This window comes from Phaeobacter sp. JH204B (assembly GCF_048055755.1).
GTDB lineage: Bacteria > Pseudomonadota > Alphaproteobacteria > Rhodobacterales > Rhodobacteraceae > Phaeobacter > Phaeobacter bryozoorum.
Genome location: NZ_JAYMXF010000022.1, coordinates 1 through 611, shown reverse-complemented (window position 1 = coordinate 611; position 611 = coordinate 1). Strand labels below are relative to the sequence as shown.

At 59.9% G+C, this 611-nt stretch carries 1 pseudogene; it reads right to left on the bottom strand.

Annotated features, from left to right (window positions below):
* A pseudogene (locus VXL81_RS13010) lies at positions 1 to 611 on the bottom strand (IS5 family transposase); the annotation flags it as partial.

Genomic DNA, 611 nt, shown 5'->3' with positions numbered 1-611 from the left:
TGAGCCAAAGCCGGATGGATGTAATGTCGATGAAGCCCAGGAAGCTTTCCATGGTTTTGTCGTAGCGAGTTGCCACGCGGCGTGCGTTCTTTAGTTTGTTGAAGCAGCGCTCGACCAGGTTGCGCAGGCGGTAAAGCGAGCGGTCGACACCGATACGCTTCTTACGAGATTTTCGCATTGGGATAACGGGCAGGACGTTGCGCGCATTCAAGCTCGCCCTGATGCTATCGCCATCATAGCCACGATCCGCCAGCAACACGCTGGGACTGGGCAGGTTGTCGGCCATGACCAGATCGAAACCGAGATAGTCGGATGTCTGGCCCGGCGTGATCTCTGTCCTCATGGGCAGACCATGCGCGTTGACGAGGAGGTGGATCTTGGTCGTGAAGCCACCTCTTGAGCGCCCGAAACCCTGTCGCGGAGTCCCCCTTTTGCACCCGCTGCCTGATGATGGGCCCGGATCACGGTGCTATCGATCATTTGCAGGGCGTCTGGCACGGCCCCGCTTTGGTTCAGGGCGTCCATGATCTCCTCCCAGAGCCCCGCCAGCGTCCAGCGCCGGAACTGGCGGTAGACGCTCGACCACTTGCCAAACTCTTCCGGCAGATCGC